Genomic DNA, 17,977 nt, shown 5'->3' on the forward strand with positions numbered 1-17,977 from the left:
TGACTATTAAGAGGGGGTGTCCGGCGTGCGGGGTTACGACAAGTACGCCCACGAACCCTTCGCCGTCACCGTCGACCTCGCCGTCCTCACGCTGCGCGCGGGCGCCCTGCACGTGCTGCTCGTCGAGCGCGGCCGGGAACCGTACGCCGGCCGGTGGGCGCTGCCCGGAGGCTTCGTGCGGCCGGACGAGTCCGCCGAGACGGCCGCCCGGCGCGAACTCGCCGAGGAGACCGGCCTCGACGACGTCTCCGGGCTCCACCTCGAACAGCTGCGCACCTACAGCGAGCCCGGCCGCGACCCCCGGATGCGGGTCGTGTCCGTCGCCTTCGCCGCGCTGCTGCCCGACGCCCCCGAACCGAGGGGCGGCGGCGACGCGGCCCGCGCGGACTGGCTGCCCCACGGGGGCACCGCACCGCTCGCCTTCGACCACGACCGGATCCTGGCCGACGCCCACGACCGGGTCGGCGCCAAGTTCGAGTACACCTGCCTCGCGACGGCCTTCTGCCCGCCCGAGTTCACCCTCGGCGAGCTCCAGCAGGTCTACGAGACCGTGTGGGGGACGGTGCTCGACCGTCCCAACTTCCGCCGCAAGGTGCTCGCCGTCCCCGGCTTCGTCGAACCCGTGCCCGGCGCCGTACGCCTGACCGGCGGCCGCGGCAAGCCCGCCGCCCTCTACCGCGCGGGCACCGCCACCGCGTTGCACCCGCCCCTGCTGCGACCGCCCCGGGAAGGACGATCCGCATGACCACCTCCACCACCGTCCGCAAGCGCGCCACCGGATCCCTGCTGGGCCTCGCGCTCGGTGACGCGCTCGGATACCCCACTGAGTTCGACGACGTCCCGTCGATCCTCGCCAAGTGCGGCCCGTGGCGCGGCATGGAACTGCCCGGGCGCGCCTTCGTCTCCGACGACACCCAGATGACGCTCGCGGTCGGCCGGGCCATGCGGACCGCCATGGACCGCGGGCTGCTCGTGCCGACGGCGCTCACCCGCACGCTGCGCGAGGAGTTCGTGGACTGGTACCAGTCCCCGGACAACAACCGGGCCCCGGGACGGACCTGCCTGACCGCCTGCGAGCTGCTGAAGGACGACAGGCGCGACTGGCGGGACGCCAGCCGAATCGGCTCCAAGGGCTGCGGTGCCAACATGCGGGTCGCCCCCATGGGCCTCGCGCCCGGGCTCAGCGACGAGCAGCGCGCCGGTGCAGCGCAGCTCCAGTCCGCCCTCACCCACGGGCACCCCACCGCGCTCGCCGCGTCCGACCTCACCGCCCACGCGGTCCGGCTGCTCACCCAGGGCGCCGAGCCGGCGGCCCTGACCGGGCTGCTCCGGGCGTACGCCGTGGAGAACCGCTCCCGGTACCACCACCGCTGGCTGGGTGATCTGTGGACCCGCAGCCAGGACCCGGACCCGGAGCACTTCATCGAGCGTGGCTGGGACGAGTGCCTGCACATCCTGGAACGCCTCGAGGAGGCCCTGCACGCCTCCGACCCCGAGAGCGACCCGTGCCTCGCCACGGGCGCCGGGTGGATCGCGGAGGAGGCCATGGCCACCGGTCTGCTGTGCTTCCTGCTCTTCCCGGACGAACCGGTGACGGCGCTGCGCCGGGCGGCCTGCTCCTCCGGCGACTCCGACTCCATCGCCTGTCTGACGGGCGCGTTCGCGGGCGCGCACGCCGGGGCGGACGCCTGGCCGACGGCGTGGGCGGACCGGGTCGAGTACCAGGGCGAGCTGGTCACGCTCGGGGCGCTCTGGGACCAGTGAGCCCCGGGTGACGCGCCGGCGGGTCAGGCCAGCTTGATCGAGCCGCCCTCGACCGTGATCCGTTCCGCGGGCAGGGGCGACGGCGCCGGGCCGCCGGCCACCGATCCGTCGGCGATGCGGAACTCGCTCCGGTGGCAGGGGCAGTGGATGATGCCGTCGGTGACCGAACCGACGGTGCAGCCCTGATGGGTGCAGACCGCCGAGAACGCCTTGAAGTCCCCCTGCGTCGGCTGGGTGACGACCACCTTCTCCTCGGCGAAGATCTTGCCGCCGCCGACCGGGATGTCGGCCGTCTTCGCCAGCTCCTGGCCGGCCGTGGCCCCGGAGGACTTGTCGGAGGTGGAGCTGTCGCCGTACCGGCTGCATCCGGCGGTGAGCGCCGCTGCCGCGCCGCCCGTCGCCAGGAGGACCGTGCGCCGTGTCGCGGGGTGGGTCATGTCGTCACTCCGAAGGTGCGGAAGAACCAGAGGGCCGAGGTCAGCCAGACCACCGTGAGCACGGCGAAGACGAGTCCGCCGACGACCGGCAGCAGCCATCCCGGGAGTCGCTCCGAACGGAGCAGCAGCATCTTGGCACTGAATGCGCCGAAGAAGAAACAACCCAGGAGGGAGTGCCACATTACGCGCGTTTCGTATGTCTGGTATCCGAGCGCGTACAGGCAGTGCACCGCCACGGGGACCGCGACCAGGAAGGCCGCCCGCCCGGACCAGCGGTGCACGGTGGCGGACCAGGCGGGCCCCGGCAGCCGTCCGTAGAGCATCAGCGCCGAGACGAGCTGGACCAGGGCGAAGAACACCGCGGTCGTCGCCAGCCACGACTTGACCGCGCCGGTGCTGCTGAAGCCGGCCAGGCTGAAGGCCGTCCCGGCCGGGTCGTGGACCTTGCCGTAGACGCCCAGGGCGAGCGCCACCGCGGCGGCGACGAGCGCCGGGACCAGATAGCGGGCCGGGTGCGGGGCGCGCGGGACGGGCCCGGGGAATCCCTGGGTGGCGGCGTTCGGGTCGACGGTCATGGTGGTGGCTCCCTGCTCGAGGGGGTCAGGGGTCAGCGGTCGGGGGCAGGTGTCGGGGGAGGCGTCAGGGCGTGGCGGGGCGGGCCGTGAGCCGCTCTCCGTCGACCGTCACCGCGCCGGTCGCCGGGTCGATGCGGGGCGCGGGGGAGGGCTCGCCGTCGCGGGTGACGATCCCCACCTGCGTGCCGTCCTTCAGCACGATCCAGCCGCCGTCGATCCGCGCGGAGCGCACGGTGGCCGTCGCCCGCCACAGTCCGGACGGCTTTCTCGCCCGGTCCGCCGTGAAGGCGTGCCGCCCGCCGTCCACCGTCACCGTGCCGTCGACGCGCGCGCCGTCCGTCAGGGTGCCGTCGAGTCTCGCGCCGTCCCCGCCGGTGAGCCGCAGCGTGCCGTCGTCCTCGACGTCGCCCTTGAGCCAGGACTCCTCGGCACGGCCGTCGCAGTAGTAGGCGATCGCCCTGCCGTCGTCCACGGAGACGGCGACCGACGCGGTGCCGTCGTCGGTACGGCCGGCGTAGTCGGCGTCGGCGGCCCGCACCCGGGACGGCGAGGGGGAGACGGGGGAGACGGAGCGGGTGGGCGCCGCCGGGGCCGCGCTGCGGACGGCAGCCGGGCCCGGTGACCCCTCCTCGTACGGGGAGGAGGCGGTCCGCGTCCCGGTCGTCGCGTCGAGCGTCAGCAGGGACAGGCCGAGCACCAGTCCCGCGAGAAGGGTGAGCAGGGGTCCTGGACGCTTCATGCCGGGCCTTCCCCGATGGGTGTACTGCCGTCCGACTGCCATGACAGCGCAGGCCGCACCCCGCGTAAAGGGCGTGCGGGGGCGCGGTCGTCTCGGCACGCGGGCGGCGTGCACCGCGGTGGCGCGGGCTGACTAGGCTGGCTGCGACAGGAGTCGTAGTCGGCACGCGCGCGCGAGCAGTGCGCACGTGGGTACGTGAGCAAGGAGCAGCGCCGTGGCGGTACGAGCGGTCCGGGGAGCCGTCCAACTCGACCGGGACGAGGCGGGTCACATGGACGAGCGGGTCGGGGCCCTGCTCACCGCCGTCCTGGAGCGCAACGCGCTCGGCGCGGACGACCTGATCAGCATCTGGTTCACCGCCACCCCCGACCTGCACAGCGACTTCCCGGCGGCCGCGGCCCGCAAGCTCGGCATCGTCGACGTGCCGCTGATCTGTGCCCAGGAACTCGACATCGCGGGCGCCATGCCGCGCGTCGTCCGCATCCTCGCGCACGTCGAGTCCGACCGGGCGCGCGCCGACATCAGCCATGTCTACCTCGGTGCCGCCGCCGCCCTGCGCAAGGACATCGCCCAGTGAGGACGGCGCTCGTCATCGGCACCGGCCTGATCGGCACGTCCGCCGCGCTGGCCCTCGCCCAGCGGGGGGTCGTCGTCCACCTCGCCGACCACGACCCCGGTCAGGCCCGTACGGCGGCGGCGCTCGGCGCCGGCACCGACGAGGAGCCCGCGGGCCCGGTCGACCTCGCGGTGATCGCGGCCCCGCCCGCCCATGTCGCCGCCGTCGTCGCCGACGCGATGCGCCGGGGGGTCGCCCGCGGCTACCTCGACGTGGCCAGCGTGAAGGGCGGCCCGCGCCGGGAGCTCCAGGCGCTCGGTCTCGACCTGTCCGCGTACATCGGCACCCACCCCATGTCCGGCCGGGAGAAGTCGGGCCCGCTGGCCGCGACCGGCGACCTGTTCGAGGGCCGTCCCTGGGTACTGACGCCGACCCGCGACACCGACACCGAGGTGCTGAACCTCGCCCTCGAACTCGTGTCGCACTGCCGGGCCGTCCCGGTGGTCATGGACGCCGACGCCCACGACCGCGCGGTGGCCCTGGTCTCCCACATGCCCCACCTGGTCTCCAGCCTGGTCGCGGCGCGCCTGGAGCACGCCGAGGAGGCCGCCGTACGGCTGTGCGGCCAGGGCATCCGGGACGTCACCCGGATCGCCGCGTCCGACCCCGGGATGTGGATCGACATCCTGTCCGCGAACCCGGGACCGGTGGCCGACCTGCTCACGGACGTCGCCGCCGACCTCCAGGAGACCGTCGGGGCCCTGCGCTCCCTCCAGTCCTCGGACGACGCCGAGCGGCGCGAGGGCGCCGGGGGCATCCAGGACGTGCTGCGCCGCGGCAACGCGGGCCAGGTCCGGGTGCCCGGCAAGCACGGAGCCGCCCCCCGGGTCTACGAGGTGGTCGCGGTGCTCATCGACGACCAGCCGGGCCAGCTCGCCCGTATCTTCGCCGACGCGGGACAGGCGGGCGTCAACATCGAGGACGTCCGCATCGAGCACGCGACCGGGCAGCAGGCGGGCCTCGTCCAGCTGATGGTGGAGCCCAAGTCCGCCGCGGTGCTGTCCTCCGCGCTGCGGGACAGGGGCTGGGCCATCCGGCAGTGAACCCGGGGCCCGGGCCCGGGGGAGCCGACGTGCGGCCGGACGAGTGACCCGTGCCCGGTAACCTTGTGCGGGGCGCGGTCGCGCCCCGCACATCCACCGCCTCGCACCAGGAAGGTGTCCCTCCGTGGAAAACGGCGCCGCCCAGCCCGTGATTGTCGCCATCGACGGCCCCTCGGGCACGGGCAAGTCGAGCACGTCCAAGGCCGTGGCCGCCCGGCTCGGGCTGAGCTACCTGGACACCGGCGCCCAGTACCGGGCGATCACGTGGTGGATGGTGACCAACGGGATCGACATCGAGGACCCCACGGCGATCGCCGCCGTCGCGGGCAAGCCGGAGATCGTCTCGGGCACCGACCCGTCCGCACCCACGATCACGGTCGACGGCACCGACGTGGCCGGCCCGATCCGCACCCAGGACGTCACCTCCAAGGTCAGCGCGGTGAGCGCCGTCCCCGAGGTGCGGACCCGGATCACCGAGCTCCAGCGCTCCCTCGCGGCCTCCGCCGAGCACGGGATCGTCGTCGAGGGCCGGGACATCGGTACGACCGTGCTGCCCGACGCCGACCTCAAGGTCTTCCTCACCGCGTCCCCGGAGGCGCGCGCCGCCCGGCGCAGCGGCGAACTCAAGGGCGCCGACATCCACGTCACCCGTGAGGCGCTGATCAAGCGGGACGCGGCCGACTCCTCCCGCAAGACCTCCCCGCTCGCCAAGGCCGACGACGCCGTCGAGGTGGACACCACCGAGCTCACGCTGACCCAGGTCATCGAGTGCGTCGTCACCCTCGTCGAGGAGAAGCGGGCCACGAGGTGACTTCCGGTTCCGCGCCCTCCCCGAAGGGCGCCGAGGTCGGGCGGCGCATCGGCGTCGGCCTGATGTACGGGCTGTTCAAGCCGCGTGTGCTGGGCGCCTGGAAGGTGCCGGCGAGCGGCCCGCTGATCTTCGCGATCAACCACTCCCACAACGTCGACGGCCCGATGGTGATGGGAGTGGCGCCCCGGCCGACGCACTTCCTGATCAAGAAGGAAGCGTTCGTCGGCCCCCTCGACCCGTTCCTGACCGCCATCGGCCAGCTGAAGGTCGACCGCGACACCACCGACCGGACGGCGATCACCCGCGCGCTGGGCGTGCTGGAGAGCGGCGGGGTCCTCGGGATCTTCCCCGAGGGCACCCGCGGCGAGGGCGACTTCGCCGCGCTGCGGGCCGGCCTCGCGTACTTCGCGGTGCGCGGCGGGGCGCCCATCGTGCCCGTCGCCGTGCTGGGAAGTTCCGAACGGCCGGGACGGTTGATAAAGGCGCTGCCCCCGCTGCGCTCCCGCGTCGACGTCGTCTTCGGCGACCCGTTCGAGGCGGGCGACGGCAGCGGCCGGCGTACCCGCAAGGCCCTGGACGAGGCCACCGGACGCATCCAGAAGCACCTGGCCGCACACCTGGAAAACGCCAGGCGCCTGACCGGGCGCTGAGCGACACTGAATACCGAGTAGTGGATCAGTCCGCACACGACGGCCGCTCCACCGATCACCACGAATGAACGACGAGGTACGGACTTCATGAACGACCACATCCAGCCCGACGGCTCGGACGCCTTCGAGCACGATCACGGGGCGCTCGGCGACGCCGAGTACGCGGAGTTCATGGAGCTCGCCGCCGTCGAGGGCTTCGACATCGAGGACGTCGAGGGCGCGATCGAGGAGGCCGGTCACGGGCCGCTGCCCGTGCTCGCCGTCATCGGCCGCCCCAACGTCGGCAAGTCCACCCTGGTGAACCGGATCATCGGCCGCCGCGAGGCCGTCGTCGAGGACAAGCCGGGCGTCACCCGCGACCGGGTCACCTACGAGGCCGAGTGGGCGGGCCGCCGCTTCAAGCTCGTCGACACCGGCGGCTGGGAGCAGGACGTCCTCGGTATCGACGCGTCCGTGGCCGCGCAGGCCGAGTACGCGATCGAGGCCGCCGACGCCGTCGTCTTCGTCGTGGACGCCAAGGTCGGCGCCACCGACACCGACGAGGCGGTCGTGCGGCTGCTGCGCAAGGCGGGCAAGCCCGTCGTGCTGGCCGCCAACAAGGTCGACGGCCCCAGCGGCGAGGCCGACGCGGCCTACCTGTGGTCCCTGGGCCTCGGCGAGCCGCACCCCATCTCCGCGCTGCACGGCCGCGGCACCGGCGACATGCTGGACGCCGTCCTGGAGGCGCTGCCGGAGGCGCCCGCGCAGTCCTTCGGCACCGCGGTCGGCGGCCCCCGCCGGATCGCGCTCATCGGCCGGCCGAACGTCGGCAAGTCCTCGCTGCTGAACAAGGTGGCGGGCGAGGAGCGCGTCGTCGTCAACGAGATCGCGGGCACCACCCGCGACCCGGTCGACGAGCTGATCGAACTCGGCGGGGTGACCTGGAAGTTCGTCGACACGGCGGGCATCCGCAAGCGCGTCCACCTCCAGCAGGGCGCCGACTACTACGCCTCGCTGCGCACCGCGGCCGCCGTCGAGAAGGCCGAGGTGGCGGTCATCCTGATCGACGCCTCCGAGTCCATCTCGGTCCAGGACCAGCGCATCGTCACCATGGCCGTCGACGCGGGCCGCGCCCTCGTCATCGCCTACAACAAGTGGGACACCCTCGACGAGGAGCGCCGCTACTACCTGGAGCGCGAGATCGAGACCGAGTTCGCCCAGGTGGCGTGGGCGCCCCGGGTGAACGTCTCCGCGTACACCGGCCGGCACATGGAGAAGCTGGTCCCGGCGATCGAGACCGCCCTGGCCGGCTGGGAGACCCGCGTCCCGACGGGCCGTCTCAACGCCTTCCTGGGCGAGCTGGTCGCGGCCCACCCGCACCCGGTCCGGGGCGGCAAGCAGCCGCGCATCCTCTTCGGTACGCAGGCCGGTACCAAGCCGCCGCGGTTCGTGCTGTTCGCCTCCGGCTTCATCGAGGCGGGCTACCGGCGGTTCATCGAGCGCCGGCTGCGCGAGGAGTTCGGCTTCGAGGGGACCCCGATCCACATCTCGGTGCGGGTGCGCGAGAAGCGCGGCGCCACCAAGGGCAAGAAGAAGTAACGCGGCACGACAGGAGGGCGGCACCCGTCACGGGTGCCGCCCTCCTGTCGTGACCGCCGCTCAGAAGGTCCTGCGGGCGGCCGGTGGCAGCGCCGCCGGGATGTGCTGCATCGCGGTGGGCGCGGGCTGCTGGCCGAGCTGTCCCACCCGCTGCCACTGGGACTGCTGTCCCGTTCCGTGCCGTGCGCTCTGCGCCCCCGCGCTGTAGGCGCTGTACGTGCTGCTGAACGACCCGGGGCGGGGCGCCGGATAGGAGCTCGTGCGGTCCGGGATGTTCCCGAAGGCGGTGAACCCCAGGTCTTCCTCGCCGCTGCGGTCGCCCGGCAGCGAGCGGAACGTCTTGACGTACTCGGCGTAGAGCGCGTCGTAGATCGGCGTGGCCGATGGGCCGCCCTGGGAGTCCTGCGCGGGGCGCGCGGACGGGATCGACTGGAAGGACGGGCGGCGGGGGACGTCGTAGGTGTGCACGTATGTCCAAACGACGCGGCACTGGAAGAGATGCGGCCCGGCCTCCGACCCCGGCCCGTCCGCGGCCGGGCCCGCGCCGCGTCTGGCCCGGCATCGGCCCGCGCCGCCCCTGGCCCCGGTCCGGCCCGCCCGTGCCCCGGCTCGCCTCGCGTCCGGTCGGCGCCCCGAGCGCCTCACGTGCGGTCCTTGGCCCGGACCGGGCCGCGGCCCTCGTCCGCACAACGGCTGTGCCGACGCCCGCGCACGGTCCTGACCGGCTGTCCGGGAGGCCGTGTCGCCGCCAGCACGGTTGTACCGGTGCCCGTGTGCGGTGCCGGCCGCTGGTCCGGGGTGTCCGTGCCGTTGGCCGGGCAGGGCCTGGGCCGAGGCCCGGAGACGGACCGGGTCGGTTGTCCGGGCGGCCGTGTCGCTGCCCGCACGGTTGTGCTGGTGCCCGTGTGCGGTGCCGGCCGCTGGTCCGGGCCGCCCGTGCCGTGGGCCGTGGACGTCCTCGGTCGGTGCCCGGGGACGGTTCTGACCGGTTGTCTGCGCCCCCGTGCCGCTGACCGCTCGGCTGTACCGGCGCCTACGTGCGGCTCCGATCGCGGTCCGGGCCGCCGGTGCCAGTGGGCGTACACGGCCCCGGCCGTGGCCCGGAGACGGACCGGGTCGGTTGTCCGGGCGGCCGTGCCGCTGTCCGCGTGACTCCGCCGGTGCCCGCGTGTGGCGCCGACCGCCTGCGTGTGGCGCCGGGCGTCGGTCCGGGGTGCCCGTGCCGTTGGTCGTGCATGGCCAACGGCCGAGGCCCCGGTACGGACCGGGGCGGCGGTCCGTGTCGCTGCCCGCGTGGCTCCGTCGGTGCCTGTGGACGGCTCAGGTGTGCTGTCCGTGGGCCCGGGCTTGGCCGGGGGCGGGTGGTTGCGGACGTCGGTTGCCGGCCGGTCCGGAGGGGGATCAGGTTCCGGCGAGGGGCAGGGCCGCGCCGACCAGCTGGCCGTTGGCCGCGGCCTTGTCCAGCGCGTCCCGCAGCAGGTCCTCGCGGGGCTGACGACCGATGGAGCCCACCGGCGCGGCGAACATCAGCACCTGCTGGTGCTTGTTGGCGGCGGCCCGCCACCCCTCCGTCACCTGCAACGGCTGGTGCGCCTGCCACCAGGCGACCGGCTGCCCGCCGTTCGCCGAGGGCTGGAGCACCGCGTGCAGCTGTCCCATCGCCAGCAGCACGGACCACCCGTGCTGCACCGGCGGCACCTCGGCCAGCTGGGACAACGGCATGAAGCCCTGCTCGATGAGGAGCGGCAGGAAGTCGTCACCGGCGCCGGTGGTGCCGGGCCGCACGATGGGCGCGGTGGGCTCGACGACCAGGGCGGGGTGCAACTCCCCGGCGATCAGCACGAGTCCGCTGGTGACGCCGAGCACCGCCTGCTCGGGCACGACCTTGCCGGGGTCGAGGTCGACCGTGTCGCCGCTGATGGAACGCACCGCGCCCTGGAGCTGCTCCTCGGTGACCTGGACGACCTGGGAGGGCAGGCAGGTGGAGTGGGCGAAGGCGAGCACGGCGGTCTCGTCCCCGATGAACAGGACGGTGCTGGTGTGCTCGTTCTCGGAGTCGCCCGGAGTGCGGCAGGAGGTGCAGTCGTAACTGCCCGGGGCGTTGTCTCCGGCGAGCAGCCGGTCGGCTTCTTCGTCGCCGATCTCGGCGCGTACCTCGTCGCTGACGTCGAGCATGCGCGGCACGGGTGACTCCCTCGGATGCGGTGCGTGGGCGAGGCGGGTGGCTCCCGGCTCGTGACCCGGGTCGGTCCCCGGCTCATGAAGAGACAACGGGCGATCTGTGGCCGGGGTCACGCCGGAAGGCGAACGGAATCGAACCGTCCCGTGCGCGCGGTCACGATCCGCACGGAATCCGCCACTCCCTGTCAAGTAACGGGGAGGTCACGGAAGTTGATTAGGTGAGCTGACTCACAGGTGGCACGGCCGGCCATCCGACAAATACGGAAATGAGGGAACGAAGTGGCTGGCCGGAAATCGACGCTACCAAAGGTAACCGGCAACTGGCCTGGGAGGACGGGCGGTTGGTTGATAACACCCCGTCAGCTGCCTAGATTGCTCCGCCGTGTGCAACGAGCACCGCCCGGGTACGTCCGCCGGCCGCGCAGAGCAAGACATCGCGCAGCACGACCGCCGGCGGACGGGGGCGGAGCGCGCCGACCGCGTCCTTGCGCGGCGGCACGCTCCGGTCAGGGGGAGTCCCGGGTCCGTAGAGAGGGATCCACATGTCCGATTGTGCCGATATCCACACCCGCAAGTCGTCGCGCAGGACGGCGGTCGCAGCCGGGGCGATCCTGCTCGCCCCCCTCGGACTGCTGTCCGCGACCGGTCACGCCTCGGCGGCCGACAGCGGGGTGTGGGACCGCATCGCCCAGTGCGAGAGCGGCGGCAACTGGTCGATCAACACCGGCAACGGCTACTACGGCGGGCTCCAGTTCTCCGCCGGTACCTGGCGCGCGTACGGCGGCACCGCGTACGCGTCGACCGCCGACAAGGCCAGCAAGGCACAGCAGATCTCGGTCGCCACGAAGGTGCAGAACGCCCAGGGGTGGGGCGCGTGGCCGACCTGCTCCGCTCGCGCCGGAGCGTCGGGCGGCGCACCGCAGGGCGGCTCGTCCGTAGGCTCGTCCGAAGGATCCTCCACCCGGTCGGGTTCCTCGAAGTCCGGTTCGTCGGCGTCCCGTTCCTCGGGCTCCTCGCAGCACTCCGCGGAGTCGAGCTCCGCGCACTCCGGTTCGTCCCGGTCGGCCTCGTCGAACCCGCCCGAGCGGTCGTCGACCCCGGCGTCCCGGGGCGCGGACCGCGGCGACTACACCGTCCGCGCGGGCGACACCCTCAGCACCATCGCGGCCCGCAACGGGCTCACCTGGCAGCGGGTCTGGGCCGCCAACAGGGACGTCGTCGGGGCCGACCCCGACCTGATCGTGCCCGGCCAGCGCCTCACGCTCTGACCGTCCCTCCGGGGTACGCGGCGGCGGCCCCACCCGGCGGGACGGCCGGGTGGGGCCGCCGCGCCCCGTGGGACAGACTGTGCGCATGCTGGAGACCTCCGCCCGACTGCTGCGTCTGCTGTCCCTGCTCCAGGCCCACCGCGAGTGGTCCGGCGCGCAGCTCGCCGACCGGCTGGGCGTGACGGTCCGCACGGTCCGCCGGGACGTGGACCGGCTGCGCGAGCTGGGCTACCCGGTCAACGCCAGTCCGGGCACCGGGGGCGGCTACCAGCTGGGCCCCGGCGCCGAGCTGCCGCCGCTGCTGCTGGACGACGACGAAGCGGTCGCCGTCGCGGTGGGACTGCGCACGGCCGCCGGACAGGGCATCGAGGGCATCGGCGAGACCTCCGTGCGGGCCCTGGCCAAGCTGGAACAGGTGCTGCCGCACCGGCTGCGCCGCCGGGTGGGCGCCCTGGCCGCGTTCACCGTGCCGATGCTGCGCGGACCGCGCTCCTCCGCCGTCGACCCGGCCGTCCTGACCGAGGTCGCCCATCTGTGCCGGGACGCCGAACGCCTGCGCTTCGACTATCTGGGCCACGACGGCACGGCATCCCGGCGCACGGTCGAACCGCACCGCCTGGTGTGCACCGAGCGCCGCTGGTACCTGGTCGCCTGGGATGTCGACCGCGCGGACTGGCGGACGTTCCGCGTGGACCGTCTCGTGCCGAGGCCGCCGCACGGGCCGCGCTTCACCCCGCGCGAGCCACCGGCCGAGGACCTCGCCGCCTATGTCTCCCGGGGTGTCTCCACGCGCGCGTACGCCACCAGCGCCACCGTCCGGCTCCTCGTGCCGCTGGCCGAGGCCGCCGAACGGATCTCGCCCTCGGCCGGGACGCTGGAAGCGGACGGCGACCGGGCCTGCCTCCTGCGCACCGGGGCGGCGAGTCTCGACGTCATGGTGATCCACGTGATGATGACCGGCTTCGCGTTCGAGGTGCTGGAGCCCGTCGAGCTCGTCGAGGCGATCAGGACGGCCCGCGACCGTCTCGACGGCGCCCTGTCCCGGGCCGCGGCGGCCGGCCCGCCCGGCGGCGCGTAGCGGGCCCGCGCGGTCCGCAGGATGTGTGGGAAACGTGCATTTCCTATGAGCGCACGACTGCGGTGCCCCGGCCCGAAATCGCAATGGGGTGCGGTCCGGGGACGGTTCTCGGCCCGCTTTCCGCCGGGTTTTGCGGGGCATCCGGACGACGCTCGGTAATTGCGTTCGAATACCCGCGGAAGGCGTACGTAACCGTCCGTCCGTGCGACGGAGTTCGGCCGAAACGTATGTCGTGATCCTGTGACAGAAGTGTGACCCGGATGATCCGCATCGCCGGACCGGGGTTCCCGGGGCGGTGCGCGCGGCCTAGCGTGGCGGTATGGCATCGAATCCCACTCCGCCGCCGGAGCCCCAGGACGATCCGGACCGGTACGTCGGCCTCGAGGGCGCCCGGGCCGAGCGCCTCGCGCGTGAACAGGGGTGGACGACGGTCCGCCCGCTGGCCCCCGGCACCCTCGTCACCATGGAGTACCGCTTCGGGCGGCTCAACCTCGAGATCGACGACGGACGCGTGGTCCGCGCCTGGAAGGGCTGAGGGCGCGGGCACGGCGAAGGCCCCGGTTCCCGTGGTCGGGAACCGGGGCCTTCGTGCGCGGAACCGGGGGTCGTGCGTACCGGGGTCCCGTCGTCCGGGGAGGCTTTCGAGGAGGTCAGCCGCCTGCGAGGGGGCGGGCCGCGGAGGCCGCCGTGCCGCGCGGGAGGCGGTCCGAGTGCGGCGGGCGGCGGCTGCCGACCGGGGTCACCGGCGTGCGCTCCGAACGGGTGGTGTGCGGGCCGGGGGCGAGGTAGACCGGGGCGCGCGGCGAACGGGCCGGCGCGGCCGTCTCGCGGGCCGGCTGCGCGGCCTCGCGGGCCGCGGTGGTCTCGTCCTGGGCCGTAGAGGCCGTCGCGGCCGTCTTGAACGGCACGGGCAGGGCGACGGGGGCGGCCGGCACGGGTGCCGGGATCCTGCCGTCGCGGCGCTCGCGCCAGCGGTCGCGCAGGTCGAAGATCGCGACCTCGGCGCGGGCGATCAGCGGCTCGCACCAGGGCAGCGCCAGCAGGATCAGCAGACCCGCGGCCCAGCCGAGCACCACGTCGCTGAGCCAGTGCGTGCCGAGGTAGACCGTGGCGAGGCCGACGCCGAGCGAGGTCACCGCGGAGAGCGCGGACAGCCAGCGCCGCGCCCTCGGGGTGGAGGCCAGATACGCCAGGATTCCCCAGGTCACGACCGCGTTGGCGGTGTGGCCGCTGGGGAATATATCGCCGCCGAGACCCATCTCGTTGGAACCGATGGTGGTCGCGTAGTGCGGTCCGAGCCGGCCCATGCCCAGTTTCGCGGCGCCGACGGTGAGGTTCAGCAGCAGCAGCGAGGCGCCCAGGGTGAGCAGCGGACGCAGGGTGTGCTGCCGCCAGGATCTCCAGCCGAGCCAGGCGGCGACCATCACCGCGGTCGGTCCGCGCTGGCCGAGGACCACGTAGTAGTCGACGAACCAGTGGATGCCGGACCACTGCTGGTACGGCCGGAAGAACATGACCAGCCAGTCCAGACGGACCAGCCACGACGTGATCACCACGAGCCACACGATCGCCAGATAGAAGGCCAGGGTCGCGCCGAAGAGCGCGATCCTGTGCCTGCTCATCTTCGGCACGTCGAGGTGGGCCGGTCGTTCCGGCTCACGGTCGAGCCTGGCGAACACCCGGTCCAGACGGGTGAGGTTTTGTTCGGTACGCACCTAAACGACGTTACAGCGAGTGAGCTCGGGACCCGGCCGAATCCGCGGGTTTGTGATGACGATGTGATGTGGGATTGCTCTCAGAACGGCGACTATTCCTATGGAACAGCTAATCGTCGCGGCCCGATCCCTTCAATTCCTTTGATCATTCCAGGGGATAGTTTTAGAGAACGTATAAACGGTTCCCCGAAAAGCGGATTCCATCTGTAGGGGGCCGGTGCTCCCTACGGGGGACCGCTGCCGTTCAGCCACCACGCCCCGTACACGGCGGACCCCACCGCCAGGCACCCCAGCACCGCCGCCGACCTGGACGTCCGCAGCCGGCTCAGGGCCACGGCCGGGGGCAGCAGCAGCGGGAAGGCGGGCAGCAGCAGACGCGGTTTGGAGCCGAAGTAGCTCGACGCGCACAGGGCGAGCGCGAGGACCACACCCCCGTACACCAGCAGGGGGAGCGGCTGGCGCTGCCGGACGCAGACGACGTACAGCCACAGCAGCAGGCCGACGCCGGCGATCAGGCCGAGACCGGCCAGGGCGGACGGGAACGACGTGAACTTGGCGGCGACGAAGCGGGCGAACGCGTAGCCGCCGTCGAAGCCGTTGCGCCAGCCCGCCTGGACGTGGAGGTATCCGAGCGGCCCCCGGCCGGTGCGACGGCCGACCCACAGGACGTATCCGGCGGCGCCGAGCGGCGCGAGGAGCATGCCGAGGACGACGGCCGTGCGGGGGGCGCGAGCGCCGACGGACGCGCCGGGCCCGGGCGCCGGGCCGCCGATTCGCCCGGACGGGTCCGCCGGGCGGGCCCCCCGGTCCCGCAGCAGGGACACCGCACCCGCCGCCCACACCGCGGCGACCACCGCGAGCCCGATCGGCCGGGTCAGGCCGGACAGCGACGCGAGGGCCCCGGCGGTCACCCACCGGCCGGTGAGCACCGCGTACAGCGACCAGGCGGCCAGCGCGGTGAACAGCGACTCGCTGTACGCCATCGACTGCACGATCCCGACGGGCAGGGCGGCCCACACCAGCACCGCGCACACCCCGGCGCGGCGCCCGTACACCCGGTCGGCGACCGCGAAGATCCCCCAGGCCGCCGCGAGCGAGGCGAGCAGTGACACGAGGAACCCGGCGCCCCCGTAGGAGAGCGGGGCCGCCGCGTGCAGGAGCCTCTCCAGCCAGGGAAGCAACGGGAAGAAGGCGAGATCGGAGTGGACGTCCCCGTTCGGCAGACGGATCTCGTAGCCGTATCCCCCTCCGGCGACCCGCGCGTACCAGAGGGCGTCCCAGCGGGCGGTCAGCAGCGTGTACGCGTCCTTGTCCCGGGCGGCGCTCCACAGGGCGAGGGCGAGCAGACCCAGGGCGCGCACGGCCGCGTACCCCAGGAGGGCGGGGGCCGCCCGGCGCAGGGCAGCGGCGGGGCCGGGGGGCGCCGCGCGCGTCTGGAGATCGGTCACGGGCCGATTATCGACGCCGCGTGCGCCGGTCCGGACCGGCGCACGTCCGGGCCGCTCCCGCAAGGCGACAGAGAAACGGGGAGCGGAGCGGTGCGGGGAAGTGCCCGTGAGGTGGAACGGGGGTGACGGGGAGGTGGCGCGGGAGTGGCGTACGCCACAGGGGTTGCCTCGGGGCGGTGAGAGGTCCGCCACGTGGCCCTGGCGCGAACTCGCGTACGCTGCGTTCCACTCGTGTTCGTCTGCGCGGGCCGGAGATCACCGCTCCTCTCCGGCCGAGCCGCGGGGAGTCCCCACCCCGTGAGCCCGCCGAACCGGGGGATCACCTGGGAGGTACGTTCATGTCCGGGACGACCACGGCCGCCGCTGGGCTCCGCCGTCGGGCGGCCGGGGCCGGTGCCAACCGCTGGGTCGTCCTGGTGGTGCTGTGCGTCAGCCTGCTGCTGGTCGCGGTCGACGCGACCGTGCTGCACGTGGCGGTGCCCGCCGTCACCGAGGACCTGCGGCCCGGCGCCATCGAGCTGCTCTGGATCGTCGACACCTATCCACTGGTCTGCGCCTCGCTGCTGATCCTGTTCGGCACGCTCGGCGACAAGGTGGGCCGCAGACGGGTCCTGCTGCTCGGTTACGCGCTGTTCGGCGTCGCCTCCGCCCTGGCGGCCTTCGCGGGGAGCGCCGAGACCCTGATCCTGGCGCGCGGTCTGCTGGGCGTGGGCGGCGCGATGATCATGCCCGCGACCCTGTCGATCCTGCGCCAGGTGTTCCCGGACCGGCGTGAGCGGGCGCTCGCGATCGGCATCTGGAGCGCGGTGGCCGCGGTGGGCGCCGCCGTCGGCCCCCTCCTGGGCGGCTTCCTGCTGGAGCACTTCTGGTGGGGCTCGGTCTTCCTCGTCAACATCCCGCTGATGCTGGTCAGCCTGCCGGTGGGGCGCCTGCTGCTGCCCGAGTCGCGGGGCACGTCGGACGGCCCCTGGGACGTGGTCGGCGCGCTGATGGCGGCGGCCGGTCTGTTCGGCGTCGTGCTCGGCGTGAAGCGGCTGGGCGGCGGCGAACTCGGGCCGCTCACCGTGGCCCCGCTGCTGACGGGCGCGGCGCTGATCCTGCTGTTCGTCCGCCGTCAGCGCCGTCGCCGCCACCCTCTGGTGGACCTGCGGATGTTCGGCCGGCCGGCGTTCAGCACCTCGGTGGGCTGCATCGTCCTGGCGATGCTGGCGCTGGTGGGCCTGGAGTTGATCGCCGCGCAGTACCTCCAACTGGTGCTCGGGCTGTCCCCGCTGGAGACGGGCCTGCGGCTGCTGCCCCTGACCTTCGCCGCGATGGCGGCCGGACTGGCCGGGGCGCGGCTGCTGCGGCGCTTCGGACCGCGCCGGATGGTGTGCGGCGGGTTCGTCCTCACCGCCCTGGCGGTGCTGACGCTCACGGCGATGGGCAGCTCCGACAACACGGGGCTGCTGCTGTCCGGGTTCCTGCTGCTCGGCTTCGGCCTGGAGACGACCCTGTTCGCGGCCTACGAGTCGATGCTGAGCGAGGCGCCGCCCGAGCAGGCCGGCGGCGCGGCCGCCATCGGGGAGACGTCGTACCAGCTGGGAGCGGGGATCGGGATCGCGCTGCTCGGCAGCGTGATGAACGCCGCGTACGCGCCCCGGCTGAGGTCGGTGCCGGGTGTGCCCGCGTCGGCCTCGGACGCGGCGGGGCATTCGCTGGGCGAGGCCTACGAGGTCGCCGGGCGGCTCGGGGGGCCGGCCGGGGCGGCCCTGCGACAGGCGGCCCGGGACGGGTTCGTGCACGGTCTGCATGTGACGCTGCTGGTGAGCGCGGGCCTGCTGCTGCTCGGGGCGGTGATGGCGCTGCGGCTGCCGCAGGTCATGCAGTGCGAGGCGCCCGCGGCGCAGGTGTCGCTCCCCTCGCCCAGGGAGGTCGACCGCTCCCGCGTCTCCGCGTGAGCGCCCCGCCCGCGCGGCACCGGTCCGCCGGTTCCCGCGCCCCGGGCGTCCGCCGTGGGGGGTGACCCGGGGACGGCGGCTTGCGGTAGCGTCGGACGCGTTGGTTAGCGGTGCTAGTTTCAGTGTGGCGGAGG

Annotated in this window: 18 protein-coding genes; 11 read left to right on the top strand and 7 right to left on the bottom strand. The window is 73.6% G+C overall.

All coding sequences use genetic code 11. The features are described 5' to 3' along the window. The first annotated feature begins 16 nt into the window (after positions 1 to 16). The gene (locus Saso_RS04510) at positions 17 to 745 is read left to right on the top strand and encodes an NUDIX hydrolase (RefSeq protein WP_189927629.1); all 729 of its coding nucleotides are present in this window, start codon (positions 17 to 19) and stop codon (positions 743 to 745) included. Then, positions 742 to 1,764: an ADP-ribosylglycohydrolase family protein gene (locus Saso_RS04515; protein WP_189927628.1), complete on the top strand. Its 1,023-nt coding sequence runs from the start codon at positions 742 to 744 to the stop codon at positions 1,762 to 1,764. The genes Saso_RS04510 and Saso_RS04515 overlap by 4 nt, the downstream gene beginning before the upstream one ends. 23 nt (positions 1,765 to 1,787) lie before the next feature. Here Saso_RS04515 and Saso_RS04520 read toward each other — a convergent pair whose 3' ends face one another. The 3 genes from Saso_RS04520 to Saso_RS04530 form a co-directional block, all read right to left on the bottom strand. Next, positions 1,788 to 2,201 carry a Rieske (2Fe-2S) protein gene (locus tag Saso_RS04520; RefSeq protein WP_189927627.1) on the bottom strand — a complete coding sequence of 138 codons (414 nt, stop codon included), beginning with the start codon at positions 2,199 to 2,201 and terminating at the stop codon, positions 1,788 to 1,790. Beyond that, a complete protein-coding gene (locus Saso_RS04525; protein ID WP_189927626.1) occupies positions 2,198 to 2,776 on the bottom strand; it encodes a DUF6529 family protein in 579 nt (192 codons plus the stop codon). The genes Saso_RS04520 and Saso_RS04525 overlap by 4 nt, the downstream gene beginning before the upstream one ends. A 64-nt stretch (positions 2,777 to 2,840) precedes the next feature. Further along, positions 2,841 to 3,515 carry a hypothetical protein gene (locus Saso_RS04530; protein WP_189927625.1) on the bottom strand — a complete coding sequence of 225 codons (675 nt, stop codon included), beginning with the start codon at positions 3,513 to 3,515 and terminating at the stop codon, positions 2,841 to 2,843. 214 nt (positions 3,516 to 3,729) lie between these two features. Here Saso_RS04530 and aroH point away from each other — a divergent pair, with 214 nt between their 5' ends. From aroH to der, 5 genes are all read left to right on the top strand, one after another. Then, a complete protein-coding gene (gene aroH, locus Saso_RS04535; protein WP_189927624.1) occupies positions 3,730 to 4,092 on the top strand; it encodes a chorismate mutase in 363 nt (120 codons plus the stop codon). Beyond that, positions 4,089 to 5,174 carry a prephenate dehydrogenase gene (locus Saso_RS04540; protein WP_189927623.1) on the top strand — a complete coding sequence of 362 codons (1,086 nt, stop codon included), beginning with the start codon at positions 4,089 to 4,091 and terminating at the stop codon, positions 5,172 to 5,174. The genes aroH and Saso_RS04540 overlap by 4 nt, the downstream gene beginning before the upstream one ends. A gap of 124 nt (positions 5,175 to 5,298) precedes the next feature. Next, positions 5,299 to 5,985: a (d)CMP kinase gene (gene cmk / locus Saso_RS04545; protein ID WP_189927622.1), complete on the top strand. Its 687-nt coding sequence runs from the start codon at positions 5,299 to 5,301 to the stop codon at positions 5,983 to 5,985. Further along, complete coding sequence (locus Saso_RS04550; RefSeq protein WP_189927621.1) at positions 5,943 to 6,635, top strand: lysophospholipid acyltransferase family protein; 693 nt, start codon at positions 5,943 to 5,945, stop codon at positions 6,633 to 6,635. The genes cmk and Saso_RS04550 overlap by 43 nt, the downstream gene beginning before the upstream one ends. Before the next feature lie 87 nt (positions 6,636 to 6,722). Next, entirely contained in the window at positions 6,723 to 8,213 is a 1,491-nt protein-coding gene (der, locus tag Saso_RS04555; RefSeq protein WP_189927620.1) for a ribosome biogenesis GTPase Der, read from the top strand. Positions 8,214 to 8,273: 60 nt separating this feature from the next. Here der and Saso_RS04560 read toward each other — a convergent pair whose 3' ends face one another. Further along, positions 8,274 to 8,681 carry a hypothetical protein gene (locus Saso_RS04560; RefSeq protein ID WP_189927619.1) on the bottom strand — a complete coding sequence of 136 codons (408 nt, stop codon included), beginning with the start codon at positions 8,679 to 8,681 and terminating at the stop codon, positions 8,274 to 8,276. A gap of 933 nt (positions 8,682 to 9,614) precedes the next feature. Beyond that, positions 9,615 to 10,397 carry a hypothetical protein gene (locus Saso_RS04565; RefSeq protein WP_189927618.1) on the bottom strand — a complete coding sequence of 261 codons (783 nt, stop codon included), beginning with the start codon at positions 10,395 to 10,397 and terminating at the stop codon, positions 9,615 to 9,617. A 539-nt stretch (positions 10,398 to 10,936) separates the two neighbouring features. Here Saso_RS04565 and Saso_RS04570 point away from each other — a divergent pair. From Saso_RS04570 to Saso_RS04580, 3 genes are all read left to right on the top strand, one after another. After that, positions 10,937 to 11,662, top strand: a complete 726-nt coding sequence (locus Saso_RS04570) for a LysM peptidoglycan-binding domain-containing protein (protein WP_189927617.1) — start codon at positions 10,937 to 10,939, stop codon at positions 11,660 to 11,662. A gap of 85 nt (positions 11,663 to 11,747) precedes the next feature. Next, positions 11,748 to 12,740 (top strand): helix-turn-helix transcriptional regulator, encoded by a 993-nt coding sequence (locus Saso_RS04575; RefSeq protein WP_189927616.1) that lies wholly within the window; start codon positions 11,748 to 11,750, stop codon positions 12,738 to 12,740. A gap of 319 nt (positions 12,741 to 13,059) precedes the next feature. Next, on the top strand, positions 13,060 to 13,275 hold the full coding sequence (locus Saso_RS04580) for an I78 family peptidase inhibitor (protein WP_189927615.1): 216 nt from the start codon (positions 13,060 to 13,062) through the stop codon (positions 13,273 to 13,275). 115 nt (positions 13,276 to 13,390) lie between these two features. On the opposite strand, the gene Saso_RS04585 is transcribed toward Saso_RS04580, so the two are convergent. Together Saso_RS04585 and Saso_RS04590 are read right to left on the bottom strand one after the other, a co-directional pair. Then, on the bottom strand, positions 13,391 to 14,455 hold the full coding sequence (locus Saso_RS04585; protein ID WP_189927614.1) for a phosphatase PAP2 family protein: 1,065 nt from the start codon (positions 14,453 to 14,455) through the stop codon (positions 13,391 to 13,393). Between the two features lie 224 nt (positions 14,456 to 14,679). Then, entirely contained in the window at positions 14,680 to 15,903 is a 1,224-nt protein-coding gene (locus tag Saso_RS04590; protein ID WP_189927613.1) for a glycosyltransferase family 39 protein, read from the bottom strand. Between the two features lie 338 nt (positions 15,904 to 16,241). On the opposite strand from Saso_RS04590, the gene Saso_RS04595 reads away from it, so the two are divergent. Further along, a complete protein-coding gene (locus tag Saso_RS04595) occupies positions 16,242 to 17,843 on the top strand; it encodes an MFS transporter (protein ID WP_189927612.1) in 1,602 nt (533 codons plus the stop codon). Positions 17,844 to 17,977: the final 134 nt, after the last annotated feature.

Source organism: Streptomyces asoensis (assembly GCF_016860545.1).
GTDB classification, from domain to species: Bacteria; Actinomycetota; Actinomycetes; order Streptomycetales; family Streptomycetaceae; genus Streptomyces; species Streptomyces asoensis.

What these genes read in the sequence shown, in the direction of transcription:
- Saso_RS04575 (WP_189927616.1), top strand. Translation starts at nt 11,748, where the DNA reads ATGCTGGAGACCTCCGCCCGACTGCTGCGTCTGCTGTCCCTGCTCCAG.
- Saso_RS04595 (WP_189927612.1), top strand. Translation starts at nt 16,242, where the DNA reads ATGTCCGGGACGACCACGGCCGCCGCTGGGCTCCGCCGTCGGGCGGCC.
- Saso_RS04570 (WP_189927617.1), top strand. Translation starts at nt 10,937, where the DNA reads ATGTCCGATTGTGCCGATATCCACACCCGCAAGTCGTCGCGCAGGACG.
- Saso_RS04520 (WP_189927627.1), bottom strand. Translation starts at nt 2,201, where the DNA reads ATGACCCACCCCGCGACACGGCGCACGGTCCTCCTGGCGACGGGCGGC.
- der (WP_189927620.1), top strand. Translation starts at nt 6,723, where the DNA reads ATGAACGACCACATCCAGCCCGACGGCTCGGACGCCTTCGAGCACGAT.
- Saso_RS04580 (WP_189927615.1), top strand. Translation starts at nt 13,060, where the DNA reads ATGGCATCGAATCCCACTCCGCCGCCGGAGCCCCAGGACGATCCGGAC.
- Saso_RS04515 (WP_189927628.1), top strand. Translation starts at nt 742, where the DNA reads ATGACCACCTCCACCACCGTCCGCAAGCGCGCCACCGGATCCCTGCTG.
- Saso_RS04530 (WP_189927625.1), bottom strand. Translation starts at nt 3,515, where the DNA reads ATGAAGCGTCCAGGACCCCTGCTCACCCTTCTCGCGGGACTGGTGCTC.
- Saso_RS04525 (WP_189927626.1), bottom strand. Translation starts at nt 2,776, where the DNA reads ATGACCGTCGACCCGAACGCCGCCACCCAGGGATTCCCCGGGCCCGTC.